Origin of the sequence: Sorangium aterium (genome assembly GCF_028368935.1) — a bacterium.
Taxonomy (GTDB): domain Bacteria; phylum Myxococcota_A; class Polyangia; order Polyangiales; family Polyangiaceae; genus Sorangium; species Sorangium atrum.
Map to the genome: position 1 here is coordinate 908886 of NZ_JAQNDK010000002.1, position 16956 is coordinate 925841.

The 16956-nt window shown below is 72.1% G+C and carries 16 protein-coding genes; 5 read left to right on the forward strand and 11 right to left on the reverse strand.

Annotation, left to right across the window (positions count from 1 at the left end; translation table 11 throughout):
* Positions 1-8: 8 nt before the first annotated feature.
* Entirely contained in the window at positions 9-1784 is a 1776-nt protein-coding gene (locus tag POL72_RS18440) for a sensor histidine kinase (protein WP_272096724.1), read from the reverse strand.
* Between the two features lie 407 nt (positions 1785-2191).
* On the opposite strand from POL72_RS18440, the gene POL72_RS18445 reads away from it, so the two are divergent.
* The 5 genes from POL72_RS18445 to POL72_RS18465 all read left to right on the forward strand — a co-directional run bounded on the left by POL72_RS18445 (position 2192) and on the right by POL72_RS18465 (position 7421).
* Positions 2192-4180: a methyl-accepting chemotaxis protein gene (locus POL72_RS18445; RefSeq protein WP_272096725.1), complete on the forward strand. Its 1989-nt coding sequence runs from the start codon at positions 2192-2194 to the stop codon at positions 4178-4180.
* Between the two features lie 34 nt (positions 4181-4214).
* A complete protein-coding gene (locus tag POL72_RS18450) occupies positions 4215-5213 on the forward strand; it encodes an FHA domain-containing protein (RefSeq protein WP_272096726.1) in 999 nt (332 codons plus the stop codon).
* Positions 5214-5269: 56 nt separating this feature from the next.
* Positions 5270-5734 (forward strand): 1,2-dihydroxy-3-keto-5-methylthiopentene dioxygenase, encoded by a 465-nt coding sequence (locus POL72_RS18455; protein ID WP_272096727.1) that lies wholly within the window; start codon positions 5270-5272, stop codon positions 5732-5734.
* A 14-nt stretch (positions 5735-5748) separates the two neighbouring features.
* On the forward strand, positions 5749-6117 hold the full coding sequence (locus tag POL72_RS18460; protein WP_272096728.1) for a cupin domain-containing protein: 369 nt from the start codon (positions 5749-5751) through the stop codon (positions 6115-6117).
* A 140-nt stretch (positions 6118-6257) separates the two neighbouring features.
* Positions 6258-7421, forward strand: a complete 1164-nt coding sequence (locus POL72_RS18465) for a flavin reductase (RefSeq protein ID WP_272096730.1) — start codon at positions 6258-6260, stop codon at positions 7419-7421.
* A 77-nt stretch (positions 7422-7498) separates the two neighbouring features.
* Here POL72_RS18465 and POL72_RS18470 read toward each other — a convergent pair whose 3' ends face one another.
* From POL72_RS18470 to rnr, 10 genes are all read right to left on the reverse strand, one after another.
* Positions 7499-8410: a methylenetetrahydrofolate reductase gene (locus POL72_RS18470; RefSeq protein ID WP_272096731.1), complete on the reverse strand. Its 912-nt coding sequence runs from the start codon at positions 8408-8410 to the stop codon at positions 7499-7501.
* Between the two features lie 40 nt (positions 8411-8450).
* The gene (locus POL72_RS18475; RefSeq protein WP_272096733.1) at positions 8451-8729 is read right to left on the reverse strand and encodes an MSMEG_0570 family nitrogen starvation response protein; all 279 of its coding nucleotides are present in this window, start codon (positions 8727-8729) and stop codon (positions 8451-8453) included.
* Positions 8730-8754: 25 nt separating this feature from the next.
* On the reverse strand, positions 8755-9951 hold the full coding sequence (locus POL72_RS18480; RefSeq protein ID WP_272096734.1) for an MSMEG_0565 family glycosyltransferase: 1197 nt from the start codon (positions 9949-9951) through the stop codon (positions 8755-8757).
* On the reverse strand, positions 9948-10973 hold the full coding sequence (locus POL72_RS18485) for a sll0787 family AIR synthase-like protein (protein ID WP_272096735.1): 1026 nt from the start codon (positions 10971-10973) through the stop codon (positions 9948-9950). The genes POL72_RS18480 and POL72_RS18485 overlap by 4 nt, the downstream gene beginning before the upstream one ends.
* Positions 10973-11416: an MSMEG_0567/Sll0786 family nitrogen starvation N-acetyltransferase gene (locus POL72_RS18490; protein ID WP_272096736.1), complete on the reverse strand. Its 444-nt coding sequence runs from the start codon at positions 11414-11416 to the stop codon at positions 10973-10975. Before POL72_RS18490 ends, POL72_RS18485 begins: the two co-directional genes overlap by 1 nt.
* Positions 11376-11945 carry a hypothetical protein gene (locus POL72_RS52265; protein WP_272096737.1) on the reverse strand — a complete coding sequence of 190 codons (570 nt, stop codon included), beginning with the start codon at positions 11943-11945 and terminating at the stop codon, positions 11376-11378. The genes POL72_RS18490 and POL72_RS52265 overlap by 41 nt, the downstream gene beginning before the upstream one ends.
* A complete protein-coding gene (locus tag POL72_RS52270) occupies positions 11882-12706 on the reverse strand; it encodes a hypothetical protein (protein WP_272096738.1) in 825 nt (274 codons plus the stop codon). The genes POL72_RS52265 and POL72_RS52270 overlap by 64 nt, the downstream gene beginning before the upstream one ends.
* A complete protein-coding gene (locus POL72_RS18505; RefSeq protein WP_272096739.1) occupies positions 12651-13679 on the reverse strand; it encodes a Nit6803 family nitrilase in 1029 nt (342 codons plus the stop codon). Before POL72_RS18505 ends, POL72_RS52270 begins: the two co-directional genes overlap by 56 nt.
* A gap of 14 nt (positions 13680-13693) precedes the next feature.
* Positions 13694-14176 (reverse strand): MSMEG_0572/Sll0783 family nitrogen starvation response protein, encoded by a 483-nt coding sequence (locus POL72_RS18510; protein ID WP_012241614.1) that lies wholly within the window; start codon positions 14174-14176, stop codon positions 13694-13696.
* Positions 14177-14558: 382 nt separating this feature from the next.
* Positions 14559-16931, reverse strand: a complete 2373-nt coding sequence (gene rnr, locus POL72_RS18515; protein WP_272096740.1) for a ribonuclease R — start codon at positions 16929-16931, stop codon at positions 14559-14561.
* Positions 16932-16956: the final 25 nt, after the last annotated feature.

Below are 16956 nucleotides of genomic sequence, written 5' to 3' on the forward strand. Positions count from 1 at the left end.
GCGAGCGCTCAGGAGCGCGGCGCGTCGGGCGGGCGCGGGCGCACCGTGGTGTCGCCCAGGGGCTTCTCGAGGAGGGGAGGGCCCGCGACGGGTAGCCAGATCTCGAAGACAGCGCCCCCCTTCTTGGCCTTGCGGTAGGTGATCTCCCCTCCGTGCTCGAACACGATTCGCTGCGCGATCGCGAGGCCTAGGCCCGTCCCCTTGTCCTTGCTGGTCGCGTAGGGCTCGAACAGGCGCGGCACCATCTCCTCCGCTACGCCCGGGCCGTTGTCGCGCACCACGATGCGCACGCGGTCGTTCGGCAGCGGGCCGATCGTCACCGAGACGCGCGGGTCGCGCCGGACGGCGCTCGCCGCGTCCAGGCCGTTCTGGACCAGGTTCGTGAGCACCTGGATCAGCTGATCGCGATCGGCCGAGACCTCCGGGATCGGATCCGCAACGAGCTCCACGCGCGGCGACGGCGCGCCGGTGCCGGAGGTCGACCCCGCGCCGGAGGTCGCCTCGCCCGACGCCGGCGCGGCGTGCAGCGTGACCACCCCGCGCGCGACCGCGACGAGATCGATGGGGGTGAGGTTCGGCGGCGGCAGGCGCGCGAACTGGGTGAACTCGGTCACGATGTTCGCGATCCGGTGCACCTCGTTCAGGACCGTCGACGTCGCCTCCGCGAAGTAGTCGTCGAACGCCGGGTCGTCGCGCTGCCGGAGCCGGCGCAGCGTCTCCACCGCCGCCCGGATGGGCGCCAGCGGGTTCTTGATCTCGTGGGCGATCTGGCGCGCGACCTCGCGCCGCGCCGCGATGCGCTCGGTCGCGGCCAGGCGCTTGCGCATCGCCGCGAGCTCGTCGATGGTCGCGTTGAACGCCGCCGCGAGATCCGCGATCTCCCGCCCGCCGCGCCCCTCCACACGCCGCGGCGCCCCGCTCATCACCTCGCGCGTCTCGCGGGCCAGCGCCACGAGCGGCCGCGACAGGCTGCGCGCCAGCACGACCGCCATCGCGACGGCGATCGCCAGCACCGTGGCGCCGGTCAGCGCGATCGCGCGATCGAGCCGGGCGAGCGCCTGCCTCAGCGGATCGCGCGGCACCGAGGCGACGACGTCGAGGCCCGGGATCTCCGTGAAATGGAGGACGCGCACGACCTCCGACTCGCTGCTCCGGGGGGCGAGCTCCCCCTGGCGCGCCGCCGTGAGGCGCACATGGTACGCCTCGCCGATCCGCGCGAGGACCGGGCCGATCCGCCGCGACCCGACGAGGCCGATGGTCACCCCGTGGTTCGACAGGGCGCAGTGGACCTCCAGCGACGGCTCGCCGCCCGCCTTCGCCGGCCGGAGCCGCGGCGCGCCCCCGGGGGCCTGGATCAGCTCCGCCAGCCGCGGGTCGCGCGCGCCGATGCGCGCGGCGTCCTCGGCCGCGAGGACGCTCCCGTCGCCCGCCACGAGCGACAGCTCGTCGAGGCGCAGCGCCTTGGCCTGGCTCGGGACCAGGCGCTGGAGGGCGATGCGGCTCCCCGGCTCCATCGCGTCCGGGTCGCCCTTGGCGCGCTCGAGCTCGACGTGGGCCTTGTCGACGAACGTGTCGTGCCGGCAGAGCGGCGGCAGGAGATCGCGCAGCGCGTCGGCCTCCCACGCGAGCTGCTGCCGGACGCCCGCGTGCGCCGCGTCGATCCGCTCGGCGAAGTCGCCCTCGATGATCTCGCGCGACGCCTCGCGGAGGGTCAGCCCGACGAACGCCGTCGCGATGATCGCGACGAGCCCGAAGGCGAGCAGGAGGCGAGCGGCGAGGGACATGGCAGGACGGCCACGCCCGCCCGGCCGCGCGGCCGCCGGTACGGCCGGGCGGCCGCCGCGGTCCGCGGCGGTGTTCAGGGTCGGTGCGGTCGAACCTAGAGGAAACGGCGCCCGTGCCGAGCCCCCGCGGCGGGCTCCTTCTCCGCCGCAACCTCCGTGCATACGCCATCGGGTCGAGATCGTCCAAGTTCATCGCGTTTCCCCCAACCGCGCGGGCCCGCCCCCTGCGCCTCTGCCCAGGAGATCTGGGTTCGCGGCTCGCCTGCCCTCGGCAGCTTGCCGCGCCTCTGCCGCGCGCTCTCCTTGCACCGGGGGGCACTCGCCTCTTACGCTCGGTCGTCCTTCGGGGTCGTCGGGGGCGCGCCTGCCAACGCGCGCCGCAGCTCGACCGCGCTGGAACGCACGAAATGAACTCCAAGCAGCTCTCCATCCCCATCGCCGCAATCCTCGCGTTCATCGGCCTCGGGCTGAGCTTCGCGTCGAAGTCGCTGGCGGAGTTCTCGGGCCAGCTGTTCATGGTCTTCGGCTTCTCCGCGGCGGCGGCGGTGGTCTACGCGAGCTTCGGGGGCAAGGGCGGCGTCCCCCTCGGAGGCCTGCGCGACGCGCTCCGCGGCGCCGCCCGGGGCAAGCGGCCCAAGCTCCCCGAGGGCGCCCCCGCCGACGTCGCCGAGACCTACGAGCAGATCGCCGAGATCGCCGGCCGCCAGCTCGAGCTCGCGGAGGAGCGCCACGCGCTCGCCGAGGAGCGCGACAAACTCGCGAGGGAGCGCGACGGCTTGAGCCGGGAGCGCGACGGCATCGCGAAGGAGCGCGACACGATCGAGCGGGAGCGGGACAACCTGAGCCGGGAGCGCGACGGGCTCGCGAAGGAGCGCGACACCCTCGAGCGGGAGTGCACGACGCTCACCCGCAAGGTGAACGATCTCGCGCAGCGCGGCCCCGACATCGACGTCGACTCGCTCGTGGACGCCGTGCTCCGCGCCACCGCCGGCGAGCGGGTGCGCGTCCCGCCGGGCTCGCCGCAGGAGCTCTCGCGCCTCTACTCCGAGCTCAGCGGCATCGCGGAGCGGATCACCCAGGCGGAGCTGCGCGACAAGCAGCGCCGCTCGGAGCTGGCGCAGGCCACGGTGCTCCTCGACGAGCTCTTGCCCAAGCTCAGCGACGGCGTGAGCAGCGTCATGCACGCGAGCGAGCAGGCGACCGTGTACATCCGCGAGATGACGACCGCCCTCGCCAACATCGCGCAGTCGGTCGAGTCGCTCGCGTCGAGCGCCGAGGAGTCGAGCTCGAGCATCCTCGAGATGACGGCCACGAACGAGGAGGTCGCCGAGAACGTCGGCGAGCTCGGGTCGAGCGTGCGCGAGACGGTCTCGTCGATCGAGGAGATGGCCTACTCCATCCGCGAGGTCGCGAAGAACGTCGACGCTCTGGCGCTGACGGCCGAGGAGACGAGCTCCTCGATGAACCAGATGGACGTCTCGATCGACCAGGTCCAGTCGAACGCGAACGAGACGGCGCGGCTCTCGGAGGAGGTGGCGACCGACGCCGAGAAGGGCGCCGAGGCGATCCTGAAGACGATCGGCGAGATCTACCGCATCAAGGAGTCGAGCCAGGAGGCCGTGGCGGTCATCTCGAACCTCGGCTTCCGCATCGAGGCGATCGGGCAGATCCTGGCCGTCATCGACGACGTCGCCGAGCAGACGAACCTCCTCGCGCTGAACGCCGCGATCATCGCCGCCCAGGCCGGCGAGCACGGCAAGGGCTTCGCCGTCGTCGCCGACGAGATCAAGGACCTCGCCGAGCGCGCCGGCGGCAGCACGAAGGAGATCGCCGAGCTCATCAAGACCATCCAGTCCGAGTCGAAGAACGCGATCGCCGCCGTCGAGCGCGGCGCTCACAACGTCGACCGCGGCGTCGAGGTCTCGAACGAGGCCGAGCGGGCCCTCAAGAAGATCCTGGAGAGCTCGCAGAAGTCGACCAACATGGTGCGCGCCATCGCCCGCGCCACGGTCGAGCAGGCCAAGGGGTCGAAGCAGGTCACGGACGCGATCGGGCGCATCGCCGAGACGGTGCAGCAGATCGCCGCCGCCACGGCGGAGCAGGCGCGCGGCTCGGAGCTCATCATGAAGAGCGCCGAGAAGATGCGGACCATCACGCAGCACGTGGAGCGGTCGAGCCAGGAGCAGGCGCGCGGCGGGCGCCAGATCACGAGCGCGATCGAGCAGATCTCGAACATGGTCCACAGCCTCAACGCCTCGCACCGCAGCCAGACGCGCGGCGGCGAGCAGCTCGTCGAGGCCGGCAAGCGCATCGAGGAGGCGGCGCGGCAGCAGGACCAGGCGGTGCGCCAGCTCCTCAGCGCCTCCGAGCGGATGCGCCGTACGGCGGCGATTTGAGGCCGAGCCGCCCCCTCGCGCGCAGGCAGCATCGATGGCGTTGACGATCGTGGTGCTCGCGCCCGACGGGGCGGGGAAGGTGGACGGGGGCGGGCTCTCCCTGACGCTGGACGCGCCCCGCATCATCCTCGGCCGCGCGGAGAGCTGCGAGGTGCGCCTCCCCGACACCAGCGTGAGCCCCCGGCACGCGTCGATCCGGCAGCGGGGCGCCGCGTACCTGCTCCTCGACGAGGGCAGCGACAACGGCACGTTCCTCGGCAAGACGCGCATCGCCCCGCGCACGGCGATGCCCCTGAAGACCGGCGACCGCATCCGCATCGGGCGCGTGTGGCTCCTGCTCCGGATCGAGCCGGCGGTCGCGAAGGCCGCGCCGGCGGCGGCCGCCAAGGAGCTCGCCCTCGAGCTCGTCGCGCGCGGCCTCGCGGCGCAAGGGGAGGATCCGGCGCCGCGCGTGGTCGTTGTCGACGGCCCCGACAGCGGCCGCGCGTTGCGGATCGAGGAGGCGGCGCGGCCCTACATCCTCGGGCGCGCCAAGGACACCGATCTCGTCCTCGACGACCCGGACGTCTCGCGCCGTCATCTGGCCATTACCCGCAGGGGCGATCAATTCTCGGTTCAGGACCTCGGATCGCGCTCAGGCGCTTCGCTCGACGGCGCTCCAGTGCCTCAGTTCGATACGATCTGGCGTCCTGGACAGGTGCTCGCGATCTCGGGCGATCGGCTCGTCTTCGAGCACCCGGCCGCCGAGGCGCTCGCGGAGATCGAGCGCAGCCCGTGTGAGCCGCTCCGTCCAGATGCGGTGTTCGAGCCGCCTTCGCTCGAGGAGCCGAAGGCAGCGCATTCCACGCCGACGCCTCCGCCTGCCTCGGTGAGCACGAGTTCGCCGCTCGCGCAGCCCGTTGAAGCGGCTCCGGTGTCTCGCGCGGCGCAGGGAAGTGGATGGGGCTTCACAGAGGCGCTCATTGCCCTGCTCGCGCTTGGTGTGCTGGCGCTCAGCATTGCTGGTCTGTTGTGGCTGCTGGGGCGCTCTTAGTGTCTTGACGTCGCGCGCGCGCAGGGTTCGAAGAGCGCAGTCCCGGAGGGGTGCGCATGCGTGCGATCCGAATGAGAGCTGACGGCGAGGGCGAGGCCACCGAGGCGGAGCTTCAGGCGGAAGGGATCCAGTGCGGCGCGTTCGACCCGGGCGCAGCAGCGCTCGCCTTGCAGCGCGTGATCGCGGACCGCGGATGGACGGAGCACGAGGACGTCCGCCGCGACGGGAGCAAGCCGCGCGACGAGGCGGAGAGCGCGAGAGAGGCGGATGAGCACTGCCACCTCGGCGACGAGGTGCGGCTCTTCGTGGAGGGACACGGCTGTTACGACGTCCGTTGCATGAACGACGAGTGGCTGCGGATCTGGGTCGGCGCGGGCGATCTCATCGCCGTGCCGGCGCGGCGCTACCATCGCTTCATGGCGAGCAAGGCCGGCGCGATCCGTTACCTGCAGCCGTACGGCGGCCGTCACCTGCTCATGCAGCTCTACCGCGTGTCCGACGATCGGACGCGCGCGATGTGAAACCGAGGTACCCGATGGCGCATCCCTACCGTCTCGTCGCTTCCAGGGCCCGGATCCCCGTCCCTGGCGGCAAGCTGATCGAGGAGCTCTTCGGCCGCGTGAACACCGGCACGGACGGGTTCAGCCTGGCGCACATGGTGGCCCCGCCGGGCTGGAGCGAGCCGGCGCAGACGCCTTCGTTCGGCGAGCTGACGCTCGTGATCCGCGGCCGTGTGCGCGCCGAGATCGCGGGCGAGACGGTCGACGTCTCGGCCGGCCAGGCCCTCTGGACGGAGCCCGATCAGCGCGTCCGCTACAGCAATCCGTTCGACGAGGAGAGCGAGTACTTCGCGCTCTGCATACCGGCCTTCGCGCCGGACCTGGCGCGGCGCGACGCCGAGTGAGCTCCGCAGTGCGCGCGCGGCACCGGCGCGTGATCTGCGCGGCGCCGCCGCAGGATCCGCGCATCGCGGGTGCGCGGTGACGGCGCGCGCGCTGCGCAGATCCTGGATCCCTGCTGGGCGCCGAGCGCGTACTATGTCCCATGCTCTTCGATCCCGCGGAGTTCCGGAAGGTGCTGGGCCAGTTCGCGACCGGGGTCACCCTCGTGACCACGGTGCAGGACGGCACGCCGCACGCGATGACCGTGAACTCGTTCAGCGCCGTCTCGCTCGACCCGCCGCTCGTGCTGTTCTGCGCGGACAGGCGGTCGCGCACGAGCGCGGCCATCGCGGCGTCCGGGGTCTTCGCGGTGAACATCCTGCGGGAGCAGCAGCGGGAGATCTCGGATCTGTTCGCCGGCAAGGGCACGGACATCGATCGGCAGGCGGTGCTCACGGAGGCTCATGTGGCCGAGTCGGGCAGCCCGATCCTCAAGGACGTGCTGGCCTTCCTCGACTGCAAGGTGGAGCACGCGTACGACGGGGGTGATCACATCGTCTATGTCGGTCGCGTGCTCTCGTCGGGCCGGGGGGAGGCGGGCGCGCCGCTCCTGTACTACCGGGGCACGTACCAGGCCCTCGACGACGTCTGGCGATGGCGCGATCGCTATGCGGCGCGGGAGCAGGCGACCCCGTTCCACGAGCTCGTCGACTTCTTCGATCGCATGCAGGCGGAGGGCCCCTATGCGACGCTCGTCGACGAGCTCGTCACGCTCGTCGATCCGGGCGTCGAGGACCGGTGCCTCGACCTCGGCTGCGGCACGGGGCGCCTGACGCGCGAGATGGGTCGCCGCTGCCACGAGTCGATCGGGATCGACGCGACGGCGGCGATGGTGGAGCGCGCCGCGCAGCGGGCGAAGGCGCTCGGCCTGGACAACGTGACGTTCCGGGAGGCGCTGGCGACGCGGCTCCCGTTCCCCGACGCCTCGTTCGACGTGGTGACCGCGTCGAACCTGCTCCTGCACCTGCCCGAGCCGGGCCCGGTGCTGGCCGAGGCGGCGCGCGTCCTCCGCCCTGGCGGCCGCCTGGCGCTGCTCGAGCCCGCGGCCACGATGAGCCGCGCCACGATGGCCGGCTACCTGCGCGGCCACCGGTACAACCCGTCGACGGCCCACGCGATGCTGGCGTGGGCCGACGCGGCGGAGGTCACCTACCGTCACACCGAGGACAAGCTCAGCGGCGAGCTGGGAGGCGCAGGGCTCCATGTCGACCGCCGCGAGCGCCGGATGAACGGCCTCGCGTTGCTCTGGATCGCCAGCAAGGCCTGAGCGCGCCCCTCGAAGCGACCCGTCGCCACGCACCGGCGCTCGGTCTCGTCCGGCGCGCGAAGCCCCGCGCTAGGTGCTCACGACGCCCGCCGGAGCCCTGCCTCGTCGACGAGCCGGGGCACCCAGTCCTCCGCGCCGATGGACCGCATGTGGATGCCCGAGAGCCCGGGGATGTCGCGGAGCCCCCGGACGAGCTCCAGCGTGATCCGGTAGCTCTCCCCCTCCGCGTCACCGCTCTGGCGGACGCGCTCGATCAGGTGCTCGGGGACCACGAGGCCCGGCACCTTCTGCAGGAAGCTCAGCCGATCCACGCCCGCGAACGGGAAGATCGCCGCGATGAAGTGCGCCCGCTCGTGCAGCCGGCGCTCGACCACCGCGGCCATCCAGCGGCGCATCGGCGCGAGCTCGAACACCGCCTGCACCTGGATGAAGCTCGCGCCCGCGTCGATCTTCGCGGCGAGCCGGTCCATCGCCCCGGGGATCGCCTGCTCCGCGCACGGGAAATCGATGGTCCCGACGTGGAAGTAGGGCGCCGGCGAGACGACGTCGCCGTTGAAGAGCTTCCCCTCGCGCGTCAGCCGGCGGGTCAGCTCGATCGCCGCGTAGCTGTCGACGTCGCTCACCTCCTTCGCGTCGGGATCGGAGCCGATGGCGCACGGGTAGCCGCCGAGGACGATGATGTTCGAGAGCCCCAGCGCCGCCATGCCGAGGAGGTCGCCCTGGAGGGCGATCTTGTTCTTGTGGCGGAGCGAGAACTGGAGAACCGGCTCGAGCCCCTCCTGCTTCACGAAATGGCCGACTGCCATGTTGGCGCAGCGCGCCTGCGAGAGCAGGTGATCGTTGATCTGCACCACATCCACACAGCCCGCCATATTTCGGGCGTGCTTCAGCAGCTTCTCCAGATCGTAGTGACGCGGGGGCGTCAGCTCGGCGGAAACGAGGAACTGGCGCTCGCTGAGGAGGCGCTCCATCTTCGACTTCGTCACCATCTCCTGCTCCTTCCGTCACTCGACGAACCTGAGGACTCCGTCACTCGACGAACCTGAGGACCCGGACCTTGGCCCCGCTCCGGCCGTGGAACCGCGCGGCCGCGCTCGCGATGCGCGCCGCCTCGGCCCGCGCCAGGCTGCAGGGGAACCCATACTTCTTGAAGACCCGCTCGCTCGCGATATCGAGCGCCGTCCGGCAACGCGACACGAAGTCGTCGAGATCGTAGCTCTCCCCGACGTCGAGGTGCTCCTTCACGACGAGCGACGGAGAGTAACAGACCTGCTGCTCGCCGCTCGGCCACTCGATAACAAATCGCATCTCCGGCATATGTCGCTCGCTCGTCCTACGTTCGGCGGGATCCAAGGAACTCGCGGTACACGCCGGCCGCGATGCGGGCCGATCGATCCCACGTGTACCGGGCCGCGGTCTCGAGCCCCGCGGCGCGGAGGCGCCGCCTCACGCCCTCGTCCAGGATAGCCTCCATTGCGCCGGCGAGATCGTCTGTTCTCGAGGGATCGACGAGCAGCGCGCTCTCGCCGTCCGCGAGGAACTCGGTGAAGGGAGGTTGCGCAGAGCTCACCACCGGCGCCCCGGAGGCCATCGCCTCCAGCAGGACGAGCCCGAACCCCTCGCGGACGGACGGAAAGACGAACGCGTCGGCCAGCCGGTAGAGCGGCGGGATCAGCGCGTCGGGCAGCACGCCCGCGAGGACGAGCGGCGGCGGCGACGCGCCTGCAGGCGGGGGCCATACACCGCCTTCGCGCGCGATCGCCTCGAACTCGCGCTGGTAAGGCGCGTAGTCGAACAGCGTCTCTCCGCCGGCGATGACGAGCTGGGCTCGGGGCAATCGCCTCCGCACCGACAGGAACGCCTTGAGCAGGCCGATCGAGTTCTTGCGCGGCTCGACGCCGCCCACGGTCACGTAGAGCGGCGATCCGGTGGCATTGAGGCGCGCGCGCAGCGCCTCGTCCCGCTCGTCGGGCGTGGACGTGTAGCGGCGCAGGCTCACGCCGTTCGGGACGATCGCCGCGCCGACGCCGTGCTCGGCCCGGAGCGCCTCCCTCCAGGCCTCGCTGACCACGAGGCACGCGTCGGCCTCGCGCACGGAGCGGTCCTGGCAGGCGCGCAGGTACGGGCTGTCGTAGTCGTCGAGGTGGTGCACCGTCCGGATGAAATGCGGGACGCGCCCCTCGGCGCGCAGGGCCGCGAGCGCGTTCGCGCTGATGCAATCCTGGGAGTGCCAGACGTCGTGCCGCGCCCCGAGGCGGCGCAGCCCGTCCTCGAACTCCGCGATGCGCTGCTTCACGACCGCGTCGATCCCCGCCTGCGGGGGCGCGGCGGGCACGAGGACCGAGGGGCAGCGCGGCGCGCGGTAGAAGCCGCCCTGGTCCTTGTTCAGCGCGTAGATGCAGACCGAGACGCCGAGGTCGTGGAGCGCCTCGGCGAGCTCGACCGTGTGCACGACGCCGCCGCGCGGCTTGGTCGAGTAGGTGAGGAGCGCGACCGAGAGCGGCGCGCCGGAGGCAGCGCGCGCGCTCATCGCGCGCCCTCGCGCGCGAGCCCGGTGAGCGGCTCCGCGGAGAGGTCCCAGAGCGTCTGCCGCTCGCCGGCGGCCTGGAGGGTGAGCCGCCGCGAGCCGTCGACGGCGCCGACCGCCGCGCTCGCGATGCCCCGCCTCGCGAACGCCGAGAGCACGTCGCCGGCGACCCCGGGGCGCACGCTGAGCAGGAAGCCGTAGCTCGGGAACGCGAGCAGCCAGCGCGCGAGCGGGACGTCGCGCGGCCTCGGGACGGCCTCCAGATCGAGCACCGCGCCGGCGCCGGACGTCTCCAGGAGCATGAGCAGCGTCCCCGCGACGCCGCCCATGCTGATGTCCTTGCCCGCGTCGCACAGGCCCGCCTCGGCGAGGGCGGGCAGGACCTCGAGGTCGCCGCGCAGCCGCGCCGGGTCCGCGCCCGTCGAGGCGTTCCAGAACGGGTGCTCCGCGTGCATCGCGCCGCGCAGATCGATCGCCGCGACGAGCACGTCGCCGGGGCGCGCAGCGAAGCTCGTGATGAGCCGCCGCGCCCGGCCCGCGATGGCGACGGCGAGGGCGTTGTAGGGGCTGCGCGCGCTCGTATGCCCTCCAACGATCGGCACGCCGTAGGCGCGCGAGGCGGCGACCATGCCCTCCCAGACCGGCTCCAGCGCGCCGGCCGAGGTCCCCCAGACGACGTCGACCACGGCGATGGGGCGGCCGCCCATCGCGTAGACGTCGCTGACGTTGACCATCACGGCGCTGTAGCCGGCGAACCGCGGGTCCCCTTCGAGGAACGCCGGCCAGATCCCCTCGGCGGCGAGCAGCAGGTAGCCGTCTCCGTCGGGGATGGCCGCGCAGTCGTCGCCGAGCGCCGCGGGCAGCGCGACGGGGCCGGCCGCGGCAGCCGTATCACCCGCGCTGGCCGCGAGCGCTGCGCCGGCCGCGCCCGCCTCGCCGGACAGGTACCGCGCCGGGATCTGCACGTCCCGCTTCGCGAGGATCCCGATCGCGCCGCGCAGCTCGGCCGCGATGCCGCCGAGCATCAGCGGAACCTCTGCCCGGGCGGCGGGCGGGGCTCGTCGCTCGGCGGGTAGCTGTCGAGGTCGGCTTCCATCAGGTGGTGCGGCCTCTCGCGGTGCGATCGCTCCTCGAGCGAGCGCCAGTGGATGCCCTCGAAGAACGGGACGTTGGCCGCCTGAACGAGCGCGAGGAACCGGCGGCACCCCCAGCCGTGGGCGGTGGTGACCGCCTTGTGGACGAGGCCGCGGCCGACAACGCCCTGCTTGCGGTGGGCGCGCTCGACGCCGAGCCGGCCGCCGTACCAGAGGCCGGGCTCCGCCTCGTAGATGCGCACGGTGCCGACGAGCCGCGGGCCCCCAGGCGCCCCGTGCTCCAGGGCGGCGATCGGGAACGCGGAGCCGTCCCAGTCGTCCTCGTCGGTGGTCTTAAACAGCCCTTGCTCGTCGCAGAAGATGGCCCGGCGCAAGCGGAGGTACTCGAGGTACGTGTCCCTGCTCTGCACAAGCTCGAAGCTGTAACGTGGCGTCATCGGAGCTCTCCGAGGTTGGTGTCCATGCCGCGCCGGGTCCCGGCCGCGCCGCGGGCCGGCCTTCTGCCTCGAAGCCCGAGAGCCCCGAGCAGGCGCCGCAGCGGGCGCAGCCCGCCTTCACGTCGGTCGAGCGCAGCCCCGCCCGCGCGAGCAGCGGGCCGATGTGCTCGTAGAGCGCCCGCATGAAGTCCCCCGAGGGCGGCGCGCGATCGGCCCCGGGCGTCCCAGGGATGGGCACGAGCGGGACGAGGAACGGATAGACCCCCAGCGCGATGAGCCGCTCGCTCGCGTCGAGCAGCGAGGCCAGCGAGTCGCCGAGCCCCGCGATGAGGTACGTCGACACCTGGCCGCGCCCGAACACGCGCACGGCCGCCTCGAACGCCTCGAAGTAGCGGGCCACGCTCACCTCGGCCTTGCCCGGCATCGCGGCCGCGCGCACCTCGTCCTCGACCGCCTCGAGGTGCATGCCCAGGCTGTCGACGCCGGCCGCGCGCATCCCTCGAACCAGGCGAAATCGTCGGGCGGCTCGCACTGCGCCTGCACCGGCAGATCGACGCGCGCCTTGATGCCGCGCGCGCAGTCGGCGAGGTGCGCCGCGCCGCGATCCGCCGACCGCGGCGTGCCCGTCGTCAGCGTCACGTGCCGCACCCCGTCGAGCCGCGCCGCCGCCTCGGTGACCTCGCCGAGCTGCTCCGGCGTCTTCTTCGCGATGGTGCGCCCCGCCGCGAGCGACTGCCCGATCGCGCAGAACGTGCAGGCCTTCTCGCGCTCCGTGTACCGGATGCACGTCTGGAGCACCGTCGAGGCGAGGACGTCCGCGCCGTGCAGCAGCGCGATCTTGGGGTAGGGGATGCCGTCCTTCGTCGAGAGGGCATAGAAGCGCGGCGTCTTCACGAGGGCGATGGGCGCGAGCTCCTGGCCGTCCCGCTCCACGGTCCCCGCGCCGTCGCGCCCGAGCCGCGCGACGAACGGCGACGCCGCCGCCTGGTCGGTGTGGATCGGGATCATCACCGTGGCCCCGCGCAGCGTCGCCGCGACGTGCTGGGTCGGCCCCGCGCCGCCGCGCCGCGAGGTCCACGCCGCGCGGCGGCCGTCGCCCTCGCCGGAGGCCTCGCCGGAGGCGGGCTCCGGCGGGGGCGCGGCGCCCGCCTCGGGGGCGCCCTCGGGGGCTTCAGCCAGCCTCAGGCCGAACGATTGGAGCTCGGTGATCAGCGTCTGGGTATCCATGGTCCACCGCCGCAGGGGCAAGGGAGGAGGCCTTGGGGCTGCCCGCGCCGAGCGTTATCGAGCGCTCCGCCGTATCCATCCAAAGCCGCAGCAAGTCGGGCCGGGCGTAGTGCCCCGCCGCATCCATCATCCGCTTTCGCTTCGTGATCAGCGCGAAATCGAGCTCGGCGACGGCCATCCCCTCGCCGTCGGTCACGGGCGGGCACGCGTGCACGCCCTCGGGCGTCACGATCGCCGTCATGCACCCGCCGCGCAGCACGCCCTGGATCTGCTCGTTCGGAGCGACCTCCCGGACCTGCTCGGGCGTCAGGAAGGCCGTGGCGTTCACGACGAAGCAGCCCGATTCCAGCGCGTGGTGCCGGATCGTCACCTCCATCTGCTCGGCGAAGATGGGCCCGACCAGGGAGCCGGGGAACTGGCTGCAATGGATCTGCTCGTGCTGCGCGATGAGCGCGAACCGCGCGAGCGGGTTGTAGTGCTCCCAGCAGGCCAGCGCGCCGAGCCTCCCGGCCGCGGTGTCCACCGTCCTGAGCCCCGAGCCGTCGCCCTGCCCCCAGATCATGCGCTCATGGTAGGTCGGCGTGATCTTGCGCCGGTGGAGCACCAGGGAGCCGTCGCTGTCGAAGACGAGCTGCGCGTTGTAGAGCGTCCCGTGATCGCGCTCGTTCACGCCGAGCACCACGACCACCCCGTGCGCGCGCGCGGCGGCCGCCACGGCCCGCGTCACCGGGCCGGGGACGGTGACCGCCTCGTCGTAAAGGCGCATGTGCTCCTTCCCCATGGCGGGCGGCGGGAGCACGAAGGAGAAGTACGGGTAATAGGGGACGAACGCCTCAGGGAAGACGCACAGCTCGGCGCCTTCCTTCGCGGCCCTGGCGATCGCGGCGACGACTCGCTCGGTCGTCCCGTCCCGGCTCCCCAGGACGGGACTGGCCTGCACCGCGGCCGCCCGGACTTTGCGGTTGAACTCCATGGACGGCGCTCGGATCAGAGCGTCCAGGAGTGGACCATGAACGCGTTGTCCCGGCGGTGGATCAGCTGGATGTCGAGCACGTCGAGCGGGCTGATGGGCTTGATGCCCGGGATCAGCGCGTGCTCGCCGTGGCCGTAGAGCGCCTGCAGCGCGAACCGGCAGGCGTACACCTTGCCGCCCTCCTCCATGAACCGGCCGATCTGCTGGTTCACCGCGAGGTGCCCGGAGAACGCCTCGCTGCCGAGCTTGGGGAAGCCGCGCTGGAGCCCCAGCGTGACGCCCGGCCCATAGAGCAGGATGGATGTCTCAAACCCCTTACGTTGCAGGCGGATCGCCGTCAGCACGTTGACGAGGCCGATCGACCCTTCGAAGGCCACCGTGTGAAAGGTAACCAGCGCCTTCTCTCCCGGCTTCGCCTTGACGTCTTCGAAGACCTTCTCCTCGTAATCGACCAGGAAGTCACCAGCGTTGTAAGCGGGATACGTCGGCTTGGGCATTGGTTACCTCTCTCCTAGAATGAGTTAGTTGAGAACATAGTGGTTTTCTGGGCGCAAGGAAAATGCAGGAGCCATCCCTCTTTTGAGCGGGTGTCAGTCGCAGAGGGGCGCGGAGGGGGTGCGACTTTGGATCTGGCGCCGATGTCCGCAGCGCCCCGGTCGGCTGTTTGCCTGGGTCGTCGCGTGTGTCTCGAGCGCCTCGTCGGCTTCGTGCGCTTCGACGATCTCGACGGGTTCGACTCGTTCTGTTTCGCCGGGTCGTCTCGGCGATTTCGACGAGGTTTCGTGCTTGTCCGCGAGAGCGAGCGTGGCTGGGAAGGTGCTGCGCGCTCGTGCGTTCGGGCGGCAAAGCCTGCAGGGAATCGAGCCCTCGGGCGGGCTGCTACCGCTGCTTCTTTCGCACCTTGGCGCTCTTGCCGCCCTTGGTGCGCTTGGTGGTCTTAATGCCCTTCAGGGGCTTGGTGCTCTTGCTGATCTTGACACGACGGGGAGGCCGTGCGTCCGCCGCGTCGCGCCGCAGCCTGCGCGGCTTCGCCTCGTCCGACGCCGGCTCGCCGGCGAGGCGCCGGCCATAGACGGCGCGCCGGAGGATGGCCACGTCCTCGATCTGCACGAGCATCGCGTCGCCGATCGCGATCCGGTCCCCCGACCGGCGGCCGATGACGCGCAGCCCCTCGTCGTCGATCTCGTACTGATCCTGGCCGAGCGACTCCATGCGGACGAGCACGTCGACGAAGGGATCCTCGATGTTGACGTAGACGCCCCCTCCGACGATGCCCGTGACGGTGCCCTCGAAGGTGTCGCCGAGCCGGGAGCGCATGAGGAGGGCGCGGTGCAGGTCGACCACCTCGCGCTCCACCTCCATCGCCTTTCGCTCGCGCTCCGACGCCGTGATGGCCGCCTCGCGCAGCCGCTCGGTGGCCGCCTCGCTCCTGTCGACGCGCTCGCCGCGCAGCACGGCGCGGATGGCCCGGTGCGCGGTGATGTCCGGGTACCGCCGGATGGGCGAGGTGAAATGCAGGTACGCGCTCGAGGCCAGCCCGAAGTGGCCCACGTTGGCGACGTCGTACACCGCCTGCTTCATCGCGCGGAGCAGCAGCATGTGCAGCACCTGCTTCTGCGGGTGCGCGTCGAGCTTCTTCAGGAACACCGACAGCCGCTTGGGGTCGGCCGCGTCCTCCGGGTCGAACGCGAGCCCGAGCTCTCCGCACATCGTCGCGAAGCGCTCGAGCTTCGCCTGGTCCGGGGGCGCGTGGTACCGGAAGACCGTGGGGATGCCCTGGTCGACGACGAACTGCGCGCACGTCTCGTTCGCGAGGAGCATCATCTCCTCGATGAGCTGGTAGGCCTTCGCGACGCCGGGGTCGTGGCTGCGCTTCTGCACGTCGACGGGCGCGCCCGTCTTCGGGTCGAGCACCACCTTCGCCTCGGGCAGGTCGAGGTCGAGCGCGCCCCGCCGCATCCGCCTGCCGCGGAGCAGCCGGGCGAGGTCCCACATCACCTGAAGGTCGTTCCTGAGCGCCTCGGCCTCGGGGCTGCGCGGCGGCTCGGGGGTGAACCCGAGCGCGCGCGCCACGCCGGGGTAGGTGAGCTTCGCGATCGAGCGGATGTACCCCTCGATGACGCGGGCCCTCCGCACCGTCGCCGTCGCGTCGAGCTCGACCTCGACGCACAGGCAGAGGCGGATCACCCCGGGCAGCAGCGAGCACAGGTTCGACGACAGCGCCCGCGGCAGCATCGGGATCGCGCGATCGGGCAGGTAGACCGAGTTGCCCCGCCCGAGCGCCGCCTGGTCGAGCGCGGTGCCCGGCCGCACGTAGTGCGAGACGTCGGCGATCGCGATCCAGGCGCGGTACGAGCCGTCGTCCTCGCGGATCACCCACACCGCGTCGTCGTGGTCGCGCGCGTCCTCCGGGTCGATCGTCGGCATGGGCAGGTGGGTGAGGTCCGTGCGCCCCTCGAGCGCCTCGGCCGGCACCTCGCCCCCGAACGCCTCGGCCTCGGCGATCGCCTCCGGCGAGTGCTCCTCCTCGATGCCCTCGCGCACCAGGATCTTGGCGACCTCCACGTTCGGGTCGCCGGGCGTCCCGAGCACGGCCTCGAGCACGCCCTCCGGGTTCTCGTCGGCCAGGTCCGGGAAGCGGGCGATCGACACGACCGCCGCGGCGCCGTCCTCCGCGTCGGGCGGCACGAGCGGCCCGCCCTGCTCGCGCGGCACGATCACGATCGGCCCGCGGACGCGCCCGTCGTCCGGCTCGAGCCACGCGCTCCTGCCACGCCGCCGCAGCACGCCCGCCACGCGCGCGTGGCGCCGCTTGACGACCCGGACGATCTCCCCCTCCACGCCGCGCCGCGAGCGGGTCGAGATGCGCACGGCGACGGTGTCGCCGTGGAGCGCGCCGCCCATCGCCTCGGGCGAGATGTAGACGTCCTCGGCCGCCCCTCCGAGCGCCACGAAGCCGAAGCCGCGCGGGTGCACCGTCAGCGTCCCCTCGCGCTCGGCGCCGCGCGCCTCGACCTGCTTCTGGCTCGTGCGGAAGCGCTGCCCGGGGAGCGCGACGATGCTGCCCTCCAGCGACAGCTCCTCGAGCAGCCGCTGCAGCTTCGCGTAGCGGCTCGGCTCGACCCCGAGGCGCTCGGCGATCTCGTTCGCGTGCAGGGCGCGCTTGAACGAGGACAGCAGGTCGACCACGGCCTCCCGGCGGCGCGCGCCGGAGCCGGTCGTCGGGGGATCTCCGCGAGATGAAGAACGCATGAAACTCGACTAGCACGAGTCTCCT